A 14,224-nucleotide genomic window follows, 5' to 3' on the forward strand; every position below is an offset into this window, starting at 1 on the left:
TTACTCGAAGCGGTTCACCATAGCGAGCGCCGCACGCTCGATGTAGTCGCGGAAGGCCGCATCGTGCATGGGGGAAAGCGCAGCTTCGTCGAGCGCGGCGTGCATGTGGCGCAGCCAGCGCTCCTTCGCATCGGGCGTCACCGCGAACGGCTGGTGTCGCATCCGCAGACGGGGATGCCCGCGCTCCTCCGAATAGCTCGTCGGCCCGCCCCAGTACTGCTCGAGGAACGCACGCAGCCGCCAGGTGGCGCCCTCCCAATCGTCCTGCGGGTACATCGGCGCGAGCACCTCGTCCTCGCGCACGCCGCGGTAGAACGCGCGTGCGATCACCTCGAAGGTCTCGGTGCCGCCGACCTGCGACCAGAGCGTCTCGGTGACCGCGGCGCCGTCGGATCCGGTCCGCAGCGTGAGACGCGGCGTCGGGGTGTTCGGAGTGGTGTCGGTCATGCGGTGCCTCCCGGCAGATTGGGGCGCTCATCGGAGAGCACGATGCCCTCGTCCTTGAACGCGCGGCGAATCTCCGCGCGGATGCCGCGCTGCACCTCCCATTGTGCCTCGGGGCGCGTGCGAACGGCGAGGCGCAGGGTGGCACGGTCGCCGAACACGCTCTCGAGACCGAGAACCTCGGGCTCGCCCGTGACCTTGCGGGCGTAGCGCTCGGAGGTGAGGAGCGCGCGCGCCGCCTGCACCATCACGTCGGACACATGGGTGAGATCCTGATCCGCGTCCACCGTCACGTCGATGAGCGCGCGCCCCCACCCCTGCGAAGAGTTGCCGAGGGTGAGGATCTCGCCGTTGCGAATGTGCCAGAGGGTGCCGTCGAGCGCGCGAACCTGCGTGACGCGGATGCCCACGTCCTCGACGGTGCCGCTAATCGTGTCGATTTGCACCACGTCGCCCACGCCCAACTGGTCCTCGAACACCATGAAGATGCCGTTGAGGATGTCCTTCACGATGTTCTGCGCGCCAAAGGCGAGACCCGCAGCGACAATGCCGGCTGAGGTGAGCACCGCGCCGAGGTCCACTCCCAGCTGCGCGAGGATCAAAATTAGTGCGGTGATCACCACCGTCCAGGAGATCACGTGCCGCCCGACGGTGCCGAGCGTGCGCGTGCGCTGCACGGCGCGCGCGTTCACGTAGGGCGCCGCCATGATCTCGGAAGTGGTCTCCACATCCTGTGCGCGCTTGACGCCGCGCACTACCTGTGTGACCGTGCGCATGAGGAGTCGGCGCAGCGCCCAGTTGGCGAGCCCCGCCACGACCACAATCACGGAGATGTTGATCGCCGTGTGATAAGTCTCGTAGAAGCTCGCGAGCGCCGCGCCGAACTCACTCATTACGCGCCCTGTGCTGCCTGGTCAGCCTGCTGCGCGCGCAGCGCCCGCTCGACCCCGGCGAGGTGCTCGGAGATCATGCGGCGAAGCGCTGCGGGTGCCGCGGGATTCGCGTCCAGCCACTGGCGGGTCGCCTCGGCGAGGGCCGCGTGCGCCAGCGGGGCCGGGTAGAAGCCCTCGATGAGTTCCTCGGCGATCGCGTAGCTGCGCGACTCCCACACGGGCGTCAGTGTCGCGAAGAAGCGCTCGACATACGGCTCGAGGAGCGTCACGTCGTGCGCACGCGTGAAACCGAGCCCCGTGGCGCGCACGATGGCGTTCGGCTTGTTCGCGTCATCGAACACCGACACCCACGCGGCCTCCTTGTCGGCTGCCGTGGGGAGCGCTGCGCGTGCGTGCGCAGCGGACTGGTTGCCACTCGCCGTACGATCCTCAGTGAGACGGGCCTCGATCTGTTCGAGCGAGCTGCGGCCGCCGGCGGCAAGCGCGATGAGCAGCTCCCAGCCGAGATCCGTGTCGATGTCGAGACCGTCGAGGGGGAGCGACCCGTCGAAGAGCCCCTGCACCGTGTCGAGCTGTTCGGTGCTCTCAGCCAGCTGGCCGAACGACTTGACGAACTGGAACTGGCGGTCGCTTCCGGGCTCGGCATCGACCGCGAGTCGCCAGAGCGCGTCGGCAACCTTCTCCAGGGTGGCTGCGCGGCGCTCAGGAGAGACGTAGCTCGAAGCGGAGAGCAGCAGCTGGCCGAGGAGCGTGCGCAGCGTGGTCGACGCGGACTCGTTGCCGATGTGTGCGAGCACGATGTCCACGAAGCGTGAGGCGGGGAACTCGGCGTCGCGCGTCGCGTCCCAGAGCGTGCCCCAGAGGAGCGCGCGAGCGAGCGAATCCTCGACACTGCCGAGCTTCGCGGCGGTCGTCTCAAGGGAGCGCTCGTCCAGGCGGATCTTCGCGTACGTGAGATCGTCGTCGTTGAGCAGCAGCAGTTCGGGCTGCGCGACGCCCACAAGCGCCGGGACCTCGGTGCGCGGGCCATCGATATCGAGCTCGAGGCGCTGCAGGCGGCGGACGCTGCCGTCATCGTCGGTGCCGTACAGGCCCACCGCGATGCGATGGGGTCGGATCGTCGGGTACTCGGCGATCGCGGTCTGCTCGATCGCGAAGCTCGTGTAGCTGCCGGTCTCGTCGAGCTCGAAGACGGGGCGCAGCGTATTGACGCCCGCGGTCTCGAGCCACTTCTTCGTCCAGTCGGAGAGGTCGCGGCCGGACTTCGCCTCCAGCTCGCGCATGAGGTCGGGGAGCTCGGTGTTGGAGTACTGGTGCTTCACGAAGTACTCGTGCACGCCCTGCATGAAGGGTTCGCGGCCCACCCATGCGACGAGCTGCTTCAGCACCGAGGCGCCCTTCGCATACGTGATGCCGTCAAAGTTGACGAGCACGTCCTCGAGGTCGCGGATCTCGGCGACAATCGGGTGTGTCGACGGGAGCTGATCCTGGCGGTACGCCCACGACTTCTCCGAAGCAACAAACGTCGTCCAGCACTCGGTCCACTCGGTGGCCTCGGCGACACCGAGCGTGGACATGTACTCCGCGAACGATTCGTTGAGCCACAGGTCGTTCCACCAGCGCATGGTGACGAGGTCGCCGAACCACATGTGCGCGAGCTCATGCAGGATCGTGACGACCCGGCGCTCCCGCATCGCATCGGTGACCTGGCTGCGGAACACGTAGGCCTCGGTGAAGGTCACCGCGCCGATGTTCTCCATTGCGCCCATGTTGTACTCGGGAACGAAGAGCTGATCGTACTTGTCGAACGGGTAGGGGAAGTCGAACTGCTCCTCGAAGAAGGCGAAGCCCTCGCGGGTCTTCTCGAAGATGTAGTCGGCGTCGAGGTACTCCGAGAGCGACTCGCGGCAGAAGACGCCGAGCGGAATCGTGCGGCCATCGCGGCTCGTGAGCTCCGAGCGCACCTCGGCGTAGGGGCCGGCAATGAGCGCGGTGATGTAGCTGGACATCACGGGAGTGGGCTCAAACGTCCACGTCGCGATCTCCTGCTCCGCCCAGTCGGCACCCTGCGCAGCAGCCTTGGTGCCAGCCGAAACGGCGGCGGGAGTGGGCTGGTTCGAGACGACCTTCCAGCGCGCGGGCGCCGTGATGGTGAACGCGAAGGTGGCCTTGAGATCGGGCTGCTCGAACACCGCGAACATCCGGCGCGAGTCGGGCACCTCGAACTGTGAGTACAAGTACACCTCGCCGTCGGCGGGGTCCACAAAGCGGTGCAGGCCCTCGCCCGTGTTGGTGTAGCGCTGCGTCGACTCGATTACCACGGTGTTTTCCGCGGCGAGTCCGGGCAGCTGAACGCGGGAGTCCGCGAACACGGCTGCGGGATCCAGCTCGACCCCATTGAGCGCGACCCGCTCAACCGAGTCTGCGATGAGGTCAACAAAAGTGTCGGCGCCCGCGGTGCCGGTGAAGTGGATCGTCGTGGCCGCGGTAAACGTCTCCGGACCGGTGGTGAGATCGAGCGCCACCTCGTAGCGCTGCGTTGCGACGACTGCGGCCCGCTCCTGGGCCTCGACGCGGGTGAGGTTCGTTCCTGGCACGTACTGCTCCTGACGAGTAAACGGTTGTGACGACTCCCACCTTATGCCCGCCGCCCCCGGGTAGGCTGGTGACATGAACGCTGCGCAGCCGATTCCCGAGAAGCCCGAGGTCGAGTTCTGGTTCGACCCCATCTGCCCCTGGTGCTGGATGACCAGCCGGTGGGCGAACGAAGTCGCTGAGGCTCGCGGGTTCGAGGTCACCTGGCACCCGATCAGCCTCGCGATTCTCAATGAGGGCAACGAGCCGAACGATCACACCCCGCACCACCTCGCCGGGCAGCGGCTGGGGCGCGTCGTAGAGGCGGCGCGTGTGGCGCACGGTCAGGACGTAGTGGGCCCGCTGTACACCGCCTTCGGTACGCGCATTCACCCGGGCGCCCGCACAGACACTGACGCGATCATCGCCGAGGCGCTCGCCGAGTTGGGGCTCGATGCCGCGCTCGCCGCCGCTGCGGACACCGAGGCCTCCGATGCGACGCTGCGGGCCAACACTGATCACGCGATGGCGATCGCGGGCCCCGATGTGGGCGTGCCGATCATCTCGGTCAATGGCAACGCGTTCTTCGGGCCGGTCGTGACACCTGCTCCGACTGGGGAGACGGCGCTGCGGCTCTGGGACGGCATCGTTGCTGCCGCGAGCGTGCCTGGCTTCTACGAGCTCAAGCGTGGTCGGAGCGCCGGGCCGCAGTTCTAGCGAAGGCGCTCGCGCCGCTAGGATTGACCCCATGCGCATCCATGTAGCCACTGACCACGCCGGACTCGAATTTAGCCAGCAGCTGCAGCAGCATCTGCAGGGCCTCGGGCACGAGGTTATTGACCACGGGCCCGCCGAGTATGACGCGCTCGATGATTACCCCTCGTTCTGCATCAACGCCGCCATCGGCGTTGCGCAGGATCAGCGCGCGGGCGTGGAAGCGCTCGGCGTGGTCTTCGGCGGCTCGGGGAACGGCGAGCAGATCGCCGCGAACAAGGTTGCCGGGATCCGGGCGGCGCTCGTGTGGAACGACTCGACCGCCGAGCTCGCGCGCGAGCACAACAATGCGAACGTCATCTCCATCGGCGCCCGCCAGCACCCCGTGGAAGACGCGATCCGGTTCATCGAGCTGTTCATCAATACGCCGTTCCCCGGGGATGAGCGTCACGTGCGCCGGATCGCGCAGCTCGGCGAGTACGAGCAGACGGGCGATATCGCCGGCAAGCACGTCGACCAGCTGGGTTAAGCATGCCTGAGGGGCATTCTGTTCACCGCATTGCGCGGCAGTTTGGCGTGAACTTCGTCGGCGAGCACCCAGCGGTGTCGAGTCCGCAGGGACGCTTTGCGCAGGGCGCTGCGCTCCTCGACGGGCGCAAGGTGCTCGATGCGCGCGCGGTCGGGAAGCAGATGTTCCTCGAGTTCGAGGGGGATCAGTGGCTGCGCGTGCACCTCGGGATCTACGGTGCATGGGACTTCTCCGGTGAGGTGCGAATCGACTCGTCGATTCAGATCCACGGGCAGACCCCCGGCCACTCGCGGCTCGGACAGAACGGGGAGAACTCGGGTCCCGGCAACCATGTTGACCGCGACGCCGAGGACTCGGTGACCTCCATCGGGGCGCCCAGGCGGACCCGCGTGCGTATGGCGGAGACCGACAAGGAATCGGCTGCGTCAGAGTCCTTCCCGCCTGAACCCGTGGGGCAGGTGCGCGTGCGGCTCCTCACCGACACCGTGTGTGCCGATCTCCGCGGCCCGACCGCCTGCGAGGTGCTCACACCAGCAGAGGTCGATGCGGTCGTGCAGCGGTTGGGGCCTGATCCCGCAAACGCGAATACGCCGGCCGAACGCGCGCGATTCGTGGAGCGCGCGCGGAAGAAGAAGACGCCGATCGGCCTCGTGCTCATGGATCAGTCCGTCGTGGCGGGCATTGGCAACGTGTACCGAGCTGAGATGCTCTTCCGCGCCGAGCTCAATCCCCACACCCCGGCGAACACGCTGGATCGCACCGTGCTTGAGGCGCTGTGGGACGACTGGGCGGAACTTCTCGAGATCGGGATCACGGTCGGGCAGATGATCACGATTGACGGTCTTGAGGGCGAGGCGTATCAGCGGGCCCTGGTCGAGCGAGATGAACGCCACTGGGTGTACAAGCTCGAGGGGACGCCATGCAAGCGTTGCGGCGCGAACATCATTCTCGAGGAGTTTGGCGCGCGCAAGCTGTACTGGTGCCCGGGCTGCCAGCACTAGCTGAGCCCCCCGAGGGAGCTAGCCGACTGAGGCGAGCGCGAACGGGAGCACTGCGGGCGCCCCGGCCCGCCGCAGTTCGCGCGCTGCGACGGTGAACGACCAACGGCTGTCTACGAGATCGTCGACAAGCAGCAGGGGGCCCGGCGCCTGGGCGACCACGGCAGCGAGTTCCGGGCCCACGCTCCACCGGCCCCACACGGACGCGAGCCGAAACGCGCTGTTGCCGCCCGGGCCGGCGGCTGGCCGGTCGTCTGCGAAATCGAGCGTGCCCAGGAAGGGCAACTTGCCGCGCTCCGCGATGGTCGCAGCGGTGCTGCTGATCAGCGTGGGGCGCGTGAATGACGGCATTGCGACAATGCCGACAGGCCGCTCGGCCCAGGGCCAGTCGCGGAGCGTGGTGAGCACCGCCGCGAGCAGCGCTCCGGGGAGCGGCTGATCCGCTGCGCCGGGCGCGAGGAGTTCGCGCAGCGGTCCGCCCCATCCGAGGTCGGTGAGTCGGGCGACGACCCGCCCCGGCTCGGCGCGCTCGTTCGCCGCGATCCGCCCCCGCACGGGGAGGCCTCGCCGGTCTGCGCCGGCGGGCCACTGCCCGCGGGGGTCAACCGGCACGCCTGCCTGCTGCAGGCGGCTCGTTGCCCGCGCGGTCGCGCCCGCGGCAACCTCAGCGGGGTACCACGGCCCAGCACAGACGTCGCAGCGACCGCAGTCTGCCGCGGTGGGATCGTCGAGTTCGCGCTGCAGCTCAGCCATACGGCACGCGTCGCCGCGTTCGTACCTCAGCATGGCCTCCTGCTCCGCCTCCCGGGCCGCAGCGATGCGGCGGTACCGCTCAGCGTCGTAGTGCCACGCCGCAGCGGTTGCCACCCACCCGCCGGCAACACGGTTCACCGCTCCATCGACATCGAGCACCTTGAGCAACAGCTCAAGCTGCGTGCGTCGCAAGTCGACGCGGGCCTCCAGCGCAGGCGTTGACAGTGGCGTCGCATCCGGGGCGCCGAGCGCCTCGATGACCGCCCGCGCGCGTTCGGGATCGGGCATCGACGAGGTGGCAAAGTACTGCCAGATCGCCTGGTCCTCAGCGCCGGGGAGCAGCAACACATCGGCGTGCGCGGTGCCACGCCCGGCTCGACCCACCTGCTGGTAATACGCGACGGGGGAGGACGGCGCCCCGAGGTGCAGCACGAATCCCAGGTCCGGCTTGTCGAACCCCATGCCCAGAGCACTCGTCGCGACGAGCGCTTTCACCTCGTTGTTCTTCAGCGCGGACTCGAGTCGCGCCCGTTCCTCCGGGTCAGTTCGGCCGGTGTACGCCGCGACCTCGTAGCCAGCATCGCGGAGGAGAAGTGCGGTGTCCTCCGCGGCGGACACGGTGAGGGCGTACACGATCCCGCTTCCGGTGAAGCCGCCCAGGTGCTCCACGAGCCAGGCAAGCCGAGTCTCCGCGGAGGGGAGCCGAAGGCAGCCGAGTCGCAGCGAGTCACGAGCGAGCGTGCCCCGCAGCGTGAGCACGTCGCTGCCCAGTTGCTCGACCACATCAGCGACAACGCGGGCATTGGCGGTCGCCGTGGTCGCGAGCACCGGGACGTGCCGTTCGAGCCCCGCGAGCAGCGCGGCGATGCGCCGGTAGTCCGGGCGGAAATCGTGGCCCCAGTCAGAGATGCAGTGCGCCTCATCGATCACGAGCAGTCCCATCCGCGCCAGGATCGTGGGGAGTTGCGTGTCACGAAAGCGCGGATTATTCAGCCGCTCGGGGGAGACAAGGAGCACGTCGATCTCGTCGCGGGCAAGGCGCCCCTCAATCTCCTCCCACTCGTCGGCGGTCGCCGAGTTGATGGCGGCTGCGCGCACCCCGGCGCGCTCCGCCGCCGCCACCTGGTCTCGCATGAGCGCGAGCAGCGGAGACACGAGTAGCGTGGGCCCGGCGCCCCGTTCTCGAAGTAGCGCGGTCGCCACGAAGTAGACCGCCGACTTCCCCCACCCGGTGCGCTGCACCACAAGCGCCCGCCGCCCCTCATCGACGAGAGCGCTGATGGCCTCAAACTGGCCCGGATGAAACTCTGCCGTGGCGGCACCGGTGAGCTGCCGCAGCACCGTCAGCGCTTGCGAGTGAGTGGAAATCGCTGGATCTGCCATACCTCGATCTTCTCAGTCGCCACCGACGTGCGCACGGGGCTTCCCGCAAGCTGCCCCACAACTGCGCAAGAACGGTCATGCGCATGTCCTGTGAGCGAGTCAGACTGGAGGCATGACCACATCAGAGCCGGATCGCCTTCGCGAACTCCTTGACGCTGTGCTCGCGGAACCCAATCGCACGCTCGACGAGATGGCGGGAGCAGCGCACGCCTCGCGTTTCCATTTCGCGCGGACGGTCTCGGCTGCCGCCGGAGAGTCGCCGGCGGCGCTTCGCCGACGCGTGCTCCTTGAGCGTGCAGCCTGGCAACTGAGCGATGGGGCGCGCGTGATCGACGCCGCGCTCTCGGCGGGCTATGACTCTGCGGAGGGCTTCAGCCGCGCGTACACCCGCGCGTTCGGCGCTCCGCCGAGCGTTCACGGCGCTGGGCACTGGCTGCCGAGTGCCAACGGTATTCACTTCCACCCACCGATGTCGATGTGGATCGAGGAGCAGCGTACCGCGAGCAGTCCGCTGCTTGAGCAGCAGCTCCTCCACGATGCCGACGATACCGCCGCGCTCATCGCATACGCGGCGACGCTCCCGGCCGAGGTGGTCATGCACGCGCAGCGGCCTGGCCAGCGCGTGCTCGACTGGACGGGTGAGGAAGCGAGCATCGCCGCGGTGCTCGCTGGTCTGGTGGGCGCCAAGGAAATCTGGCTCGCGGTGGTTGAGGGGCGCATTCAGCCGAAGGCGCCCGCGCTGAACTCGCCGAAGCTCCTCGCTGAACTCGCTGAGCGGCACGCGGCGGTGTCCGCCGCGTGGACCGCGAGAGTCCGCGAGATTGATCGGAAGGGGGCCTGGCAGGACCGCGTGATCGACGCGCTCTGCGAGCCTCCCGAGAGCTTCCAGCTGAGCGGGGTCGTCGCACACGTGCTGCACTATGCCGCCCATCGCCGCGAACTTGCACGAGGCATGCTCGCGGAGCACGGACTCGAACGCGATGGCGGCGATCCCATCCTCTGGCTTCGCGCGCGCCGCGGCGAGGCGTAGCCAGTCTCGCCCCACTCTGAACTCAACGAAAGGACTCCCACATGTCTCGACTGATCTACTACGTTGCGTCATCCCTTGACGGCTTCATCGCCGATGAGAACGATTCACTTGACTGGCTGCTGTCGCAGGAGCAAGTGCCGGGCGGAGGGAACGACTACGAGCAGTTCATTCCCGGCATCGGCGCCATCGTGATGGGCTCCACCACCTACGAGTGGGTACTTGCGAACGGCGGGTGGAGCTATGACGTCCCCGCGTGGGTCCTCACGAGCCGGGATCTCGCTCCACCTGCCCTGAGCGCGAGCGGCGCGACGCCGGACGTGCGCTTCGCGAACGGCTCGGTCGCCGATGTCTACGCCGAAATGTTTGCGGCAGCAGACGGGCGAGACCTGTGGGTCGTCGGCGGCGGTGATCTCGCTGGCCAGTTCGCCGATGCCGGGCTCCTCGACGAGGTGCAACTGTCGATCGCGCCAGTGACGCTTGGCGCGGGGCGCCCGCTCCTGCCACGACGCCTCGATCTTGAGCTGACTGAGCACGGCACGAACGGCGCCTTCCTCACCGCCCGCTACCGCGTCGCCGCGCCGAAGCACGGTGATGCGGCTTCGCCTCTCGATGTGGCATAATTGATCCTTGTGCCACGGTGCGGCACTGCCGCGAGGGTCCGCACACACCGTGAGCCAACACCTCTTTAATACTTTGAAAATCCGCGTTCCGACTTGCGGCGGGCGCAGAGAGAGAACATCATGCAGAAGCTCGACCACGTCGATGCCGCGTCGCTCAAGAGCGACATCCCCGCCTTCCGTGCCGGCGACACCGTCAAGGTGCACGTCAACATCGTCGAGGGCAACCGCTCGCGTGTCCAGGTGTTCCAGGGCGTTGTGATCTCGCGTCACGGCGAGGGCGTTCGCGAGACCTTCACGGTCCGCAAGATCAGCTTCCAGGTGGGTGTGGAGCGTAAGTTCCCCGTGCACTCGCCCGCGATCGACAAGATCGAGGTCGTCACCCGCGGTGACGTTCGTCGCGCGAAGCTGTACTACCTGCGCGGCCTCACCGGCAAGAAGGCCAAGATCAAGGAGAAGCGCGACGCGTAAGCTGCGCACTGATTCCTGGGTACGTCATTCGACACGCCCGTGACGCTTTCAGGCTCCCTCCCGCCAGGGTATGGGAGCCTGAAGTGTCTCACCAGAGATGTTGCCCGCGCACTGCGCGAGCGGACGCCGCGCGAGCACCGCGCGGCCGATACAGCAAGGAGCGCACATGAGTGAGGCCGAGCACAGCGCAGGCGGTCGGACACGTCGAGGCGGGTTCATCGGGTTCGTGCGCGACCTGCTAGTGATCCTGATCGTCGCTTTCCTAGTGTCGTTCCTGCTCAAGACGTTCCTCGTGCGGAGCTTCTACATCCCATCGCCGTCGATGGAGCACACGCTCGAGGTGAACGACCGGATCCTGGTCAACCAGCTCGTCCCCAACGTGATGGACGTGGAGCGCGGCGATGTCGTCGTGTTCAAGGACCCGGGCGGGTGGCTCTACCCCCGCGGGGAGAACCCGCCGACCGGGTTTGAGAAGGTGCTGCAGACGCTCGGACTCGCCGCAGACACCAGTAACGAGTACGTCGTGAAGCGGGTCATCGGTGTGGGCGGCGACCGCGTGCAGTGCTGCGACGCGCAGGGCCGTGTCATGGTGAACGGTGTGCCGATTGACGAGTCGTACATCGTGATTCCGCCGGGGGAGACACGCGCCTCCAAGATCGATTTTGATGTGACGGTGCCGGAGAACTCGATCTGGGTGATGGGCGACAACCGCTACCAGAGCAAGGACTCGCGCTACAACCAGGATCAGCCGGGCAAGGGCTTCGTGCCCGAATCGGAGATTGTGGGCCGCGCCTTCGTGCTGAACTGGCCGCTCGATCGCTTCACCTGGCTCGGCGTTCCCGAGGGGACGTTCACGGGCGTGGAGCAGGCGAAGGGTGACTGAGCCGAAGCCGGCGAAGCCCTCGAAGGACCCCACGCTCGACGTCGAGGCAGCGTACTTTGCCGACGGTGCGACCCTGGTCATCGGTCTCGACGAGGTGGGACGCGGCGCGATCGCGGGGCCCGTGGCGGTCGGCGCGCAGGTTGTCGTCGTGGGCACAGCAGAGTTCCCGGAGGGCCTGCGCGACTCCAAGCTGCTCAGCGAGAAGCGACGGGACGCCCTTGCGCCGCTCGTGCGCGAGTGGGGTCAGGGCGCCGTGGGCTTCGCGAGTGCGGAGGAGATCGACTCGCTCGGGATCACTGCGATGCTTGGCGCTGCGGCGCGTCGTGCGCTCCTCGCCCTCCACGAGCTCGGCGTGCCGGTCAATGATGCCGTGATCATTCTCGATGGTTCGCACGATTGGCTGAGCCCCGTGCTGAAGCGACCGCTCACGGTGCACACCCGTGTCGGGGCGGATCGCGCGTGCGCGAGCGTCGCCGCGGCGTCGGTGCGCGCGAAGGTGGAGCGCGACGCCGTGATGCGCGCCGCCCACGAGGAGCACCCCGAGTACGGCTGGGACTCGAACAAGGGCTACGGCTCGAAGGCGCACTATGCAGGGCTCGCGGCGGCGGGACTCACCGAGATGCACCGCGCTACCTGGATCAAATCCCTGCCCTGACCCCTCCGCTAAGCTGGAGGAATGAGCGCGCGTACCATCAGCCCGGAAGCTCCCATCGGGGTGTTTGACTCGGGTGTAGGTGGACTCACGGTGGCACGGGCGATCCGCGATCAGTTGCCCGGTGAATCGATGATCTACGTGGGCGACACCGCTCGCACGCCGTACGGTCCGCGCCCCATTGCTGAGGTGCGCCGCTTCGCGCTCGAGATTCTCGACGACCTGGTCGCGCAGGGGGTCAAGATGCTCGTGATCGCGTGCAACACCGCATCCGCGGCGGTGCTGCGAGACGCGCGCGAGCGGTACGACGTCCCGGTGATCGAGGTGATCGCGCCGACTGTGCGGAGCGCAGCTGCAATCACCCGGAATGGACGCGTGGGGTTGATTGGCACCCAGGGGACCATCCAATCGCGTGCCTACGACGATCTTTTTGCCATGCGCCCAGAGATCGCGCTCACGTCCGCCGCGGCTCCCCGCTTCGTCGAGTTCGCCGAGGCGGGCGAGACGAGCGGTCCGCGTGTTCATGCTGTCGCACAGCAGTACCTTGCGCCGCTCATCGCCGAGGGGATCGACACCCTCGTGCTCGGTTGCACGCACTATCCGTTCTTGCGCGGCGCGCTGCGTCAGGTCGTTGGCCCTGACGTCGCCCTCGTCTCGAGTGACCTTGAGACCGCGAGCGAGGTGTTCCAGACACTCACCGAGCGCGGCCTCTTGCGTCCCGCTGACGCGGGCGAGCCGACCGTGCGCTACGAAGCGACGGGGCCCGACACAGAGGCGTTTGTGACGCTCGCGCGGCGCATGCTCGGCAACAGCATCGAGCGCGTGGAGCGCGTGCAGACCGGCGCTATTCAGCTCCCGGGCTGACGCCCGCGGCGCCAAGATTTTCCCACCCTTCTCAGAGAGGTTCTCAACATGACTGAGCTCACCCGAGCAGACGGCCGCACCCCGGCCGAGATGCGACCCGTTACGATCGAACGTGGCTGGAGCGGACAGGCCGAGGGCAGCGCCCTCATCTCATTCGGCAACACCAAGGTGCTCTGCACCGCGTCCTTCACTCCTGGCGTGCCGCGCTGGCTGATGGGGAAGGGGACGGGCTGGGTCACTGCGGAGTACTCGATGCTGCCGCGCTCGACGAACGAGCGGATGCAGCGCGAGTCCGTGAAGGGCAAGATCGGCGGACGCACGCATGAGATCTCCCGGTTGATCGGGCGGAGCCTTCGAGCGGTCATCGACACGAAGGCGCTCGGCGAGAACACGATCGTGATCGACTGCGATGTGCTGCAGGCGGACGGTGGCACGCGCACGGCCTCGATCACTGGTGCGTACGTCGCCCTCGCGGATGCGATCGAGTGGGCGCGCGCGCAGGGTCACATCGCGCGGAAGGCGCAGCCGCTCACCGATAGCGTGGCCGCAGTGTCCGTCGGCATCGTGGGAGAGACCGCGATGAGCGACCTTGCGTACACCGAGGACTCCCGTGCAGAGACCGACATGAACGTCGTTGTGACCGGTTCGGGCGACTTCGTGGAGGTGCAGGGCACCGCTGAGGGAGTGCCGTTCAAGCGCGCGGAGCTCGACACGCTGCTGGACCTTGCGCTCGCGAGCGCGGGGGAGCTCAGCGAGCTGCAGCGCGCGGTTCTCTCTGAGGAGCGCTCCGCATGACCCAGCAATTGGTGCTCGCGTCGCACAACGCACACAAACTGACTGAGCTGCAGCGCATCCTCGGCCCCCTGATCCCGGGGATCGAGCTCATCGGCTACGACGGCCCCGAGCCGGTAGAGAACGGCACGAGCTTTGAAGAGAACGCGCTGTTGAAGGCGCGGGCCGCAGCGGAGCACACGGGACTCCCCGCAATTGCGGACGACTCGGGCATCGCGGTGGACGTGCTGGGTGGCTGCCCAGGCATTTTTTCCGCGCGCTGGGGTGGTCCCGCGCGCAGCGACACGGCAAACGTCGATCTCCTGCTGTGGCAGCTCAGCGACCTCGCGGACGAGCACCGCGCCGCGGGCTTCGTGTGCGCTGCGGCACTCGTCATCCCGGGAACCGACGGTGCCGCCCCTGAGGAGGTGTGCGAGCTCGGTGTCTGGAAAGGGTCTGTGCTTCGTGCGCCCGCCGGTGAGGGCGGCTTCGGCTACGACCCGGTTTTCCAGCCGGAGGGCAGCTGCCGCTCGGCTGCGGAGATGACCGCAGCAGAGAAGGATCAGCACTCGCACCGAACCCGCGCCTTCACCGCGCTTGCAGAGGAGATTCGCACGCGCCTGTAGGCGCCCCTGAACGCTGGCTTGT

15 protein-coding genes are annotated in these 14,224 nt (G+C 67.6%); 11 read left to right on the plus strand and 4 right to left on the minus strand.

The features are described 5' to 3' along the window. Genes ACR81A_RS06565 through pepN form a run of 3 tightly spaced genes read right to left on the minus strand, consistent with a single transcriptional unit; the run spans position 1 to position 3,934 of the window. Positions 1–447 (minus strand): globin, encoded by a 447-nt coding sequence (locus tag ACR81A_RS06565; RefSeq protein WP_202383019.1) that lies wholly within the window; start codon positions 445–447, stop codon positions 1–3. After that, the gene (locus tag ACR81A_RS06570; protein WP_202383020.1) at positions 444–1,337 is read right to left on the minus strand and encodes a mechanosensitive ion channel family protein; all 894 of its coding nucleotides are present in this window, start codon (positions 1,335–1,337) and stop codon (positions 444–446) included. Before ACR81A_RS06570 ends, ACR81A_RS06565 begins: the two co-directional genes overlap by 4 nt. Next, positions 1,337–3,934 (minus strand): aminopeptidase N, encoded by a 2,598-nt coding sequence (gene pepN / locus ACR81A_RS06575; RefSeq protein ID WP_440313063.1) that lies wholly within the window; start codon positions 3,932–3,934, stop codon positions 1,337–1,339. The genes ACR81A_RS06570 and pepN overlap by 1 nt, the downstream gene beginning before the upstream one ends. A 73-nt stretch (positions 3,935–4,007) precedes the next feature. On the opposite strand from pepN, the gene ACR81A_RS06580 reads away from it, so the two are divergent. From ACR81A_RS06580 to ACR81A_RS06590, 3 genes are read left to right on the plus strand one after another with little or no spacing between them, the layout of a single operon-like run. Then, complete coding sequence (locus ACR81A_RS06580) at positions 4,008–4,628, plus strand: mycothiol-dependent nitroreductase Rv2466c family protein (RefSeq protein ID WP_440313064.1); 621 nt, start codon at positions 4,008–4,010, stop codon at positions 4,626–4,628. 31 nt (positions 4,629–4,659) lie between these two features. Continuing rightward, positions 4,660–5,154: a ribose-5-phosphate isomerase gene (locus ACR81A_RS06585; protein WP_202383023.1), complete on the plus strand. Its 495-nt coding sequence runs from the start codon at positions 4,660–4,662 to the stop codon at positions 5,152–5,154. Positions 5,155–5,156: 2 nt separating this feature from the next. Continuing rightward, positions 5,157–6,155: an Fpg/Nei family DNA glycosylase gene (locus ACR81A_RS06590; protein WP_440313065.1), complete on the plus strand. Its 999-nt coding sequence runs from the start codon at positions 5,157–5,159 to the stop codon at positions 6,153–6,155. Between the two features lie 18 nt (positions 6,156–6,173). Here ACR81A_RS06590 and ACR81A_RS06595 read toward each other — a convergent pair whose 3' ends face one another. Next, a complete protein-coding gene (locus ACR81A_RS06595; protein WP_440313066.1) occupies positions 6,174–8,288 on the minus strand; it encodes a RecQ family ATP-dependent DNA helicase in 2,115 nt (704 codons plus the stop codon). Between the two features lie 112 nt (positions 8,289–8,400). Here ACR81A_RS06595 and ACR81A_RS06600 point away from each other — a divergent pair, with 112 nt between their 5' ends. The 8 genes from ACR81A_RS06600 (at position 8,401) to ACR81A_RS06635 (ending at position 14,202) form a co-directional block, all read left to right on the plus strand. Continuing rightward, on the plus strand, positions 8,401–9,318 hold the full coding sequence (locus ACR81A_RS06600) for a helix-turn-helix transcriptional regulator (RefSeq protein WP_440313067.1): 918 nt from the start codon (positions 8,401–8,403) through the stop codon (positions 9,316–9,318). 41 nt (positions 9,319–9,359) lie between these two features. Beyond that, a complete protein-coding gene (locus tag ACR81A_RS06605; protein WP_440313068.1) occupies positions 9,360–9,938 on the plus strand; it encodes a dihydrofolate reductase family protein in 579 nt (192 codons plus the stop codon). Between the two features lie 120 nt (positions 9,939–10,058). Beyond that, the gene (rplS, locus tag ACR81A_RS06610) at positions 10,059–10,406 is read left to right on the plus strand and encodes a 50S ribosomal protein L19 (protein ID WP_125099645.1); all 348 of its coding nucleotides are present in this window, start codon (positions 10,059–10,061) and stop codon (positions 10,404–10,406) included. A 166-nt stretch (positions 10,407–10,572) separates the two neighbouring features. Continuing rightward, complete coding sequence (gene lepB, locus ACR81A_RS06615; RefSeq protein ID WP_440313069.1) at positions 10,573–11,289, plus strand: signal peptidase I; 717 nt, start codon at positions 10,573–10,575, stop codon at positions 11,287–11,289. Beyond that, positions 11,282–11,944, plus strand: a complete 663-nt coding sequence (locus tag ACR81A_RS06620; protein WP_202383029.1) for a ribonuclease HII — start codon at positions 11,282–11,284, stop codon at positions 11,942–11,944. The genes lepB and ACR81A_RS06620 overlap by 8 nt, the downstream gene beginning before the upstream one ends. A gap of 21 nt (positions 11,945–11,965) precedes the next feature. Then, positions 11,966–12,805 carry a glutamate racemase gene (gene murI, locus ACR81A_RS06625; protein WP_440313070.1) on the plus strand — a complete coding sequence of 280 codons (840 nt, stop codon included), beginning with the start codon at positions 11,966–11,968 and terminating at the stop codon, positions 12,803–12,805. A 48-nt stretch (positions 12,806–12,853) separates the two neighbouring features. Continuing rightward, a complete protein-coding gene (rph, locus tag ACR81A_RS06630; protein WP_440313071.1) occupies positions 12,854–13,600 on the plus strand; it encodes a ribonuclease PH in 747 nt (248 codons plus the stop codon). Next, a complete protein-coding gene (locus ACR81A_RS06635) occupies positions 13,597–14,202 on the plus strand; it encodes a non-canonical purine NTP pyrophosphatase (protein WP_202383032.1) in 606 nt (201 codons plus the stop codon). The genes rph and ACR81A_RS06635 overlap by 4 nt, the downstream gene beginning before the upstream one ends. Positions 14,203–14,224: the final 22 nt, after the last annotated feature.

It is taken from the genome of Leucobacter chromiireducens, from assembly GCF_051993095.1.
GTDB lineage: Bacteria > Actinomycetota > Actinomycetes > Actinomycetales > Microbacteriaceae > Leucobacter > Leucobacter chromiireducens.

Bases quoted from the DNA above. Each gene is read 5' to 3' on its own strand.
- ACR81A_RS06635 (WP_202383032.1), top strand. From the start codon at position 13,597: ATGACCCAGCAATTGGTGCTCGCGTCGCACAACGCACACAAACTGACT.
- murI (WP_440313070.1), top strand. From the start codon at position 11,966: ATGAGCGCGCGTACCATCAGCCCGGAAGCTCCCATCGGGGTGTTTGAC.
- ACR81A_RS06590 (WP_440313065.1), top strand. From the start codon at position 5,157: ATGCCTGAGGGGCATTCTGTTCACCGCATTGCGCGGCAGTTTGGCGTG.
- ACR81A_RS06580 (WP_440313064.1), top strand. From the start codon at position 4,008: ATGAACGCTGCGCAGCCGATTCCCGAGAAGCCCGAGGTCGAGTTCTGG.
- rplS (WP_125099645.1), top strand. From the start codon at position 10,059: ATGCAGAAGCTCGACCACGTCGATGCCGCGTCGCTCAAGAGCGACATC.
- ACR81A_RS06605 (WP_440313068.1), top strand. From the start codon at position 9,360: ATGTCTCGACTGATCTACTACGTTGCGTCATCCCTTGACGGCTTCATC.
- ACR81A_RS06565 (WP_202383019.1), bottom strand. From the start codon at position 447: ATGACCGACACCACTCCGAACACCCCGACGCCGCGTCTCACGCTGCGG.
- rph (WP_440313071.1), top strand. From the start codon at position 12,854: ATGACTGAGCTCACCCGAGCAGACGGCCGCACCCCGGCCGAGATGCGA.
- ACR81A_RS06585 (WP_202383023.1), top strand. From the start codon at position 4,660: ATGCGCATCCATGTAGCCACTGACCACGCCGGACTCGAATTTAGCCAG.
- ACR81A_RS06570 (WP_202383020.1), bottom strand. From the start codon at position 1,337: ATGAGTGAGTTCGGCGCGGCGCTCGCGAGCTTCTACGAGACTTATCAC.
- ACR81A_RS06595 (WP_440313066.1), bottom strand. From the start codon at position 8,288: ATGGCAGATCCAGCGATTTCCACTCACTCGCAAGCGCTGACGGTGCTG.
- lepB (WP_440313069.1), top strand. From the start codon at position 10,573: ATGAGTGAGGCCGAGCACAGCGCAGGCGGTCGGACACGTCGAGGCGGG.
- ACR81A_RS06600 (WP_440313067.1), top strand. From the start codon at position 8,401: ATGACCACATCAGAGCCGGATCGCCTTCGCGAACTCCTTGACGCTGTG.